Origin of the sequence: Maricaulis parjimensis, assembly GCF_016817355.1 — a bacterium.
Taxonomy (GTDB): Bacteria; Pseudomonadota; Alphaproteobacteria; order Caulobacterales; family Maricaulaceae; genus Maricaulis; species Maricaulis parjimensis.
Genome location: NZ_JADOTT010000006.1, coordinates 213226 through 220458, shown reverse-complemented (window position 1 = coordinate 220458; position 7233 = coordinate 213226). Strand labels below are relative to the sequence as shown.

The following is a 7233-nucleotide window of genomic DNA, read 5'->3' as shown; positions in this document are numbered from 1 at the left end:
CCCCCGCCCGCCCCCAAGGGCCCCGCCCGGTTTTTCACTATAGCCATAGCTCAGAATGATGCTGGGAATGCCGGCGGCGGCCGCGGACATCACGTCCGGCGCACTGTCACCGACGAGCGCAGCGCGCGCATGCCCGTCTCCCAGCGCATCGCGGACATGGTCCGGAGCCGGCTTCTTCGCCGTGGTGCGTTCCGGCCCGATGATCCGCGCGAAATGGCGCGTCAGCCCCAGCTCATCCAGGATCAGGTCCGACAGCACGCTCGGCTTGTTGGTGCAGACCGACAGGCTCGCCCCGTGTTCGGCCAGCCAGTCCAGCGTGGCTTCGACATCGGGGAAGACCCGGCTGTCGACGGCGACTTGCTGGGCATAGATGTCGATGAACTCCTTCACCCGGGTCTCCGGGTCTTCCAGCGTGCGGCCCTCGCGCTCGAAGGCGCGTTCCATCAGGGCCAGCGCGCCGCGGCCCACCATGGCGCGGACATCGTCGAGCGGGACCGGCTGCAGGCCGAAGGGCTGGGTCACGGCATTGAGGGCACGCACCAGATCCGGTGCCGTATCGACCAGCGTACCGTCCAGATCGAAGGCGATGGACGCCTGTTTGAACAGGTCGCGATCCTCATTCCGGGTCATTGCGTCTTCCTTCCAGGCCCGCCACTTCCGCCACTGCGGCGAGAAAGCATGGTTACGTGCTTGCATGCGATAGGCTATAGCGCCTGACAGACAGGCCTGAAGATTCCCTCGCGACAGGAAACCCATCATGTCCCAGACCCGCGCCGCCATCATTCTTGCCGCCGGCCAGGGCACGCGCATGAAGTCCAAGACGGTGAAAGTCCTCCATCATGTCGGTGGACGGGCGATGCTGGACTGGACGGTCGATCTGGCCCGCCAGTGCGGGGCAGACCGGGTGGTGACGGTCTACGGCGCCCATTCGCCCGCGGTGAAGCAGGCGGCCGAGGCGCTGGGGACAGCCACGGCGCTGCAGGACCCGCCGCTGGGAACCGGGCATGCGGTCCTGGCTGCCCGCGAGGCGCTGGAGGCCGAGACCGGCCAGGCCATTGTCCTCTATGCCGACACGCCGCTGATCACGCCGGAGACTGTGGCCAAGGTGTTTGCCGCTCTGGACGGCGGCGCGTCTGTGGCCGTTCTGGGCTTCGAACCGGAAGACCCGGCCGCCTATGGCCGCCTCATCCTGGCGCCGGACGGCACGCTGGACCGGATTGTCGAGTTCAAGGATGCCGATGAGGAAGAGCGGGCCGTGCGCCTGGTCAATTCCGGTGTCCTGGCCGCTCCGGCATCGCTTCTGCTGGAATTGCTCGATCAGGTCGGCAATGACAATGCCAATGGCGAATACTATCTGACAGATGTGGTCGGCCTGGCGCGGGCCAAGGGGCTGACGGCGCGCGTGGTGACGGCGAGTGCCGAGGAAGTGCTGGGCGTGAACTCCCGCGCTGACCTGGCCGAGGCCGAGGCGGCTTTCCAGCACCGCAAGCGCGTGGCGATGATGGCGCAGGGCGTGACCCTGGTGGACCCGTCCAGCGTTCATTTCGCCCACGACACCGAGATCGCGGCCGACGTCGTGATCGAGCCGAATGTGGTTTTCGGGCCTGGGGTACGGATCGGGAGCGATGCCGTGATCCGTGCCTTTTCGCGCCTTGAAGGGGTGGATATCGGCCCGGGCGCGCAGGTCGGGCCGCATGCGAACCTGCAGCCAGGTAAGCAAGTCGCCGCCGGCAGCCCGGCGGCCGAATTGGAAAAAAATTAGGAAAGCGCAGCTGGCAGAGGGCGCAAAGCTTGCGCCGCTTTCCTATATCAGGGATGCCAGTAGGCATGGAAGAGAGACGACACGCCCGGCCGGCTGATCCAGCCCGACCGCGCAAGGAGGCCCAAAGGCCCGCAAGGAGAGTGAAGTCATGAGTGTTATTGATCGCCCCGATACGATTGCGGAACGCCTGGATGACAAGGCGCTGTTCCGGACCGACAGCTTCATTGGCGGTGAATGGGTCGCCGGTGACGCCACGACGGAAGTCTTCAACCCGGCCAATGGCCAGGTCATTGCCGAGGTCGCCGATGTCGGCGAGGCAGGTGCGATCAAGGCGGTGGCAGCCGCCACGGCCGCGTTCGAGACCTGGAAAAAGGTGTCTCCGTTCGAGCGTTCCAAAATCCTGATGAAATGGAACCAGCTAATCCTGGAAGCCCAGTCCGACCTGGCCAAGCTGATCACGCTGGAAATGGGCAAGACCTATCGCGAAGCGCATGGCGAAGTCGTCTACGGCGCCTCCTTCGTGGAATGGTCGGCTGAGGAAGCCAAGCGCATCCATGGCGAAACCCTGGACACGCCTTTCCCGGGCTCGCGCGGCTGGACGATCCGCCAGCCTGTCGGCGTCGTCGGCTGTATCACGCCGTGGAACTTCCCGGTCGCCATGATCACCCGCAAATGCGCCCCGGCCCTGGCTGCGGGCTGCACCATGGTGATCAAGCCGGCCCCGGAAACCCCGCTCTCCGCCCTGGCCCTGGCCGAACTGGCCAAGCGCGCCGGCTTCCCGGACGGTGTGGTCAATGTGATCTGCGGCGACGCTCCGGCCATTGGCGGCGTGCTGACCAGCTCGCCGGATGTCCGCATGGTCGGCTTCACCGGGTCCACAGCGGTGGGCAAACTCCTGATGAAACAGGCGGCCTCCACGGTGAAGCGCGTCGCGCTGGAACTGGGCGGCAATGCGCCCTTCATCGTCATGGATGACGCCGATATCGAGAAAGCGGCCGATGGCATCATCGCCTCGAAATTCCGCGTCTCCGGCCAGACCTGCGTCTCCGCCAACCGCCTCATCGTCCAGCCCAAGGTCGCCGACCAGCTGGTCGCGGCGCTGGAAGCGCGCATCTCCAAGCTGAAGCCGGGCGATGGTTTCGCCTCCGACAGTGATCTGGGCCCGCTCATCCATATGGGTGCGGTCGAGCGCGTCGACGCCCTGGTCCAGCAGGCCCGCGAGGCCGGCGCCAAGATCGTCACCGGCGGCAAGCGTCTCGACAGCGAGCTGGGCGGTTCCTTCTATGCCCCGACCCTGATCGATGGCGGCACGGCGGCCATGGATGTGGCCTGCAACGAGATTTTCGGCCCGATCGCCTCGATCTACCGCGTCGAGACCGAGGAAGACATCATCAAGCTGGCCAATGACACGCCCTATGGCCTGGCTGCCTATATCTACACGCGTGATGTCGGCCGGGTGCACCGCCTGTCCGAAGGCATCGAGTACGGCATGATCGGTATCAATGCCCCGATGGTCGGCGCAGCCTCCACCCCGTTCGGCGGGATGAAGGAAAGCGGGATCGGCCGGGAAGGCGGCAAATGGGGCGTCGAGGAATTCACCGAGCTGAAATACGTCCTCCTCGGCGGCGTGGACTGATGAGCGCCCAGCGCCAGAAGGCCCTCGCGGCGGCCGCTGCGCTCGACTATGTCGAAAGCGGCATGACGCTGGGGCTCGGCTCCGGCTCCACGGCGGAGATTTTCCTGCGCCTGCTCGGCGAGCGCATCAAGGAAGGCATGGACGTCAAAGGCGTCCCGACCTCCCAGCGCACCGCCGAAGTGGCTCGTGAGAATGGCGTGCCGCTGATCGAAGTGGACCATGTCGACCATATCGCCGTGACCGTGGACGGGGCGGATGAGGTCGATGGCCGCTTCCAGCTGATCAAGGGCGGGGGCGCCTGTCTCCTGCGTGAGAAGATCATCGCCCATGCCTCCGACCTGATGGTCGTCATGGTCGATGAGAGCAAGCTGGTCGATACGCTGGGCAAGTTTCCGCTGCCCATCGAGGTCGACCCGTTCGGCTTCTCGCTGACCGCGAAACAGATCTATGACGCCCTGCGCAAGGCCGGCGTGAAAGCCCCCGATGTGCAATTGCGCCGCAAGGGGGATGGTCTGGCCCCTTTGATCACGGATGGCGGACACTACATTCTGGACTGCGCCTGCGAAGCCATTCCCGATGCCCGCCTTGCCGATCAGTATCTCAAGGCGATCCCGGGCATGGTGGAACACGGCCTCTTCATTGATCTCGCCCGCGTGGTGATCGTGGGTGAGGATACCCAGGCGCGGGTGATGGAGCTTTAGGCTCTCTTTTAAGACGCAAACAATCAGGACCAGGTGTGCCCCGATGAGTAATTACGACTACGACCTCTTTGTCATCGGCGCCGGTTCCGGTGGTGTGCGCGCCTCGCGCATGGCCAAGATCCATGGTGCTGAAAAGGTGGCGATTGCCGAGGAATACCGCCCGGGCGGGACCTGCGTGATCCGCGGCTGCGTGCCCAAGAAATTCCTCGTCTATGCCAGTGAGTTCTCCAAGAGCTTCAAACTGGCCGAAGGTTTTGGCTGGACGGTCGGTGAGACCGCGTTCGACTGGTCCAAGCTGATCCGCAACAAGGATGACGAGATCGGCCGCCTGTCCGGCATCTATGCCCGCAATCTGGCCAATACCGGGGTCGAGCTGATCGAGGACCGCGCCGAGCTCATCGACGCCCATACGATCAAACTGGTGAAGTCCGGCCGTACGGTGACCGCGGACAAGATCCTGATCGCGGTCGGCGGCACGCCTTTCATTCCGGATATCGAGGGCGCCGAACTGGGCATCACCTCCAATGAGGCTTTCGATCTGGAAGACATGCCCAAACATGTCGTGATCGCCGGTGGTGGCTATATCGCCTGCGAATTCGCGCAGATCTTCGCCGGCCTCGGCGCCGAGGTCTGCCAGGTCTATCGCGGCGATACCGTGCTGCGCGGCTTTGATGATGATGTCCGTTCCACTGTGCACGAGGAGCTCGTGCGCTCCGGCGTGCGGGTCATCACCCATTCTGTCTTCGAGAAGATCGAGGATCTGGGCGATGGCAGGAAGCGCGTCCATCTGGACAATGGCCATCATGTCGATGCCGATGTGGTCATGTATGCGATCGGCCGTGTCCCGTATGTGGACGGGCTGGGTCTCGACAAGGCCGGAGTGGCCCTGGATGAGGCAGGCGCGATCAAGGTCGACGCCTATTCCCAGACATCTGTCGACAATATCTATGCGGTCGGTGATGTGACCAACCGGGTCAATCTGACCCCGGTCGCGATCCGGGAAGGGGCGGCCTTTGCGGCCACGGTCTTCGACAACAAGCCCACCGCCTATGATCACAACGACATTGCGTCAGCAGTGTTTACACAGCCGCCTGTTGGATCAGTCGGTCTCTCAGAGGCGGATGCGCGCAAAAAATATGCGCAGATCGATATTTACAAGACGTCATTCCGTCCGATGAAGCAGAGCTTCTCCAATGATGCCTCGCGCATGATGATGAAACTTGTTGTCGACGGGGAGACAGACCGGGTCCTCGGCGTGCATATTGTCGGGCCGGATGCGCCAGAAATGATCCAGCTGGCGGGCATCGCTGTGAAGGCGGGCCTGACCAAGGATCAGTATGACGCGGCATGCGCCGTGCATCCGACAAGTGCAGAAGAGCTGGTGACCATGAAGGAGAAATGGACACCGCCCGAGTTGAAAGCGGCAGAGTAAAATGACCTGGTCTCCGAAATCCTGGCGGGAAAAGCCCGTCATGCAAATGCCCACCTACCAAGACGCTGCGGCGCTGGACGGGGTGATTGACGAACTCGCAGCGCGTCCCGCGCTGGTGTTTGCCGGTGAGGCGCGCAAGCTGCGCCGCCAGCTGGCTGATGTCAGTTCGGGCAATGCCTTCCTTCTTCAGGGCGGCGATTGCGCGGAGAGCTTCAAGGACTTTTCCACCGAAGGCGTGCGCGACACATTCCGCGTCCTCCTGCAGATGGCCGTGGTTCTCACCTTTGCGGCGTCCAAGCCGGTGGTGAAGGTGGGCCGTATGGCTGGTCAGTTCGCCAAGCCGCGGTCCTCCGATACCGAGACCGTGGACGGCGTCACCCTGCCGAGTTATCGCGGCGACAGCGTCAATGGTGTCGATTTCACCGCTGAAGCGCGGGAACCGGATCCGGCCCGCCTGATCCGCGCCTATGACCAGTCGGCCTCCACGCTCAACCTCCTGCGGGCCTTTGCCTCGGGCGGTTATGCGGACCTGCACAATGTCCACCAATGGACCCAGGATTTCGTCAAGGACAGCCCGGCGGCGGAACGCTATGCGGAGACCGCCACGCGGATCTCCGAAGCGCTCGACTTCATGAAGGCGTGCGGCATCGGCCGGGATTCCACCCCGTCGCTGGAAGCCGTCGATTTCTTCACCAGCCACGAGGCCCTGCACCTGCCCTTCGAGGAAGCCCTCACGCGGCGTGATCCGAATACGGGCCAATGGTACGCCACCTCTGCCCACATGATCTGGGTGGGTGAGCGCACCCGCCAGCTCGACGGCGCGCACCTGGAATATGCCAGCGGGATCTCCAACCCGGTCGGTGTGAAGTGCGGTCCGACGATGACGGCGGATGAACTCCTGCCGCTGATCGACAAGATCAATCCGGACAATGAGGCCGGACGTCTGGTCCTGATCGTGCGCCAGGGTGCTGACACGATCCGCAAGAACCTGCCGGCCCTGGCCCGGGCAGTGACCGAGGCCGGCCGCAAGGTCGTCTGGTCCTCCGACCCGATGCACGGCAATACGGTGAAGGCCTCCTCCGGCTACAAGACGCGGAATTTCGACCGCATCCTGACCGAGCTGGAAGGCTTCATGGACGTCCTCTACTCCGAGGGCGCCTATCCGGGCGGGGTCCATTTCGAGATGACCGGCCATGACGTCACCGAATGCACCGGCGGCGCCAATCCGGTCACCGAGGCCGATCTGGCTGCGCGCTATCACACCCAGTGTGATCCGCGCCTCAATGCCGACCAGGCCCTCGACATGGCTTTCCGTATTGCTGAGAGCCTCAAGCGGGTCCGTAACAATAATTCCGCGGCGGCCGCCTGACAGGCACGCTGACGGCGAAACGAACAAGGGCGGGGCTTCGGCTCCGCCCTTTTTGTTTGGCGTTTCACACCCAACGCTCCGTCATCCCCCGGTGCCCACAGGGCATCCGGGGGACCTGCGCTAACCTGTTGGCAGGATAGGAGAGGTCCCCCGGATCGCTGCTTCGCACCGACCGTGGGATGACGGGATGGTGCGCTTTGGCGAAAGTCTGTCCTCGCCCCATCTGTCCTTGGGCGCCTCCGCCCAAACAAAAACGCCGCCCGGTTGCCCGGGGTCAGGCCGGGATGCGCGTCCGGCCGCCGGCCCTGAGGGCAATGAAAGAGGCGCTCATCC

General features: G+C 64.1%; 6 protein-coding genes. 5 read left to right on the top strand and 1 reads right to left on the bottom strand.

What is annotated here, in order from left to right; all coding sequences use genetic code 11:
• Positions 1–630: HAD hydrolase-like protein (locus tag I0K07_RS12005; protein WP_203293716.1), on the bottom strand; the 630-nt coding region annotated here is incomplete at its 3' end.
• 127 nt (positions 631–757) lie between these two features.
• Here I0K07_RS12005 and I0K07_RS12000 point away from each other — a divergent pair.
• The 5 genes from I0K07_RS12000 to I0K07_RS11980 all read left to right on the top strand — a co-directional run bounded on the left by I0K07_RS12000 (position 758) and on the right by I0K07_RS11980 (position 6900).
• Positions 758–1762, top strand: coding sequence for an NTP transferase domain-containing protein (locus I0K07_RS12000; RefSeq protein WP_238934810.1), 1005 nt, complete (start codon positions 758–760; stop codon positions 1760–1762).
• Between the two features lie 148 nt (positions 1763–1910).
• Positions 1911–3398 (top strand): NAD-dependent succinate-semialdehyde dehydrogenase, encoded by a 1488-nt coding sequence (locus I0K07_RS11995; protein WP_203293714.1) that lies wholly within the window; start codon positions 1911–1913, stop codon positions 3396–3398.
• Positions 3395–4099 (top strand): ribose-5-phosphate isomerase RpiA, encoded by a 705-nt coding sequence (rpiA, locus tag I0K07_RS11990; protein WP_420828489.1) that lies wholly within the window; start codon positions 3395–3397, stop codon positions 4097–4099. Before I0K07_RS11995 ends, rpiA begins: the two co-directional genes overlap by 4 nt.
• Before the next feature lie 43 nt (positions 4100–4142).
• Complete coding sequence (gene gor, locus I0K07_RS11985) at positions 4143–5531, top strand: glutathione-disulfide reductase (RefSeq protein WP_203293710.1); 1389 nt, start codon at positions 4143–4145, stop codon at positions 5529–5531.
• 1 nt (position 5532) lies between these two features.
• Complete coding sequence (locus I0K07_RS11980; protein ID WP_203293708.1) at positions 5533–6900, top strand: class II 3-deoxy-7-phosphoheptulonate synthase; 1368 nt, start codon at positions 5533–5535, stop codon at positions 6898–6900.
• Positions 6901–7233: the final 333 nt, after the last annotated feature.

Coding starts and splice junctions, on each gene's coding strand:
- I0K07_RS12000 (WP_238934810.1), top strand. CDS start 758: ATGTCCCAGACCCGCGCCGCCATCATTCTTGCCGCCGGCCAGGGCACG.
- I0K07_RS11995 (WP_203293714.1), top strand. CDS start 1,911: ATGAGTGTTATTGATCGCCCCGATACGATTGCGGAACGCCTGGATGAC.
- gor (WP_203293710.1), top strand. CDS start 4,143: ATGAGTAATTACGACTACGACCTCTTTGTCATCGGCGCCGGTTCCGGT.
- I0K07_RS11980 (WP_203293708.1), top strand. CDS start 5,533: ATGACCTGGTCTCCGAAATCCTGGCGGGAAAAGCCCGTCATGCAAATG.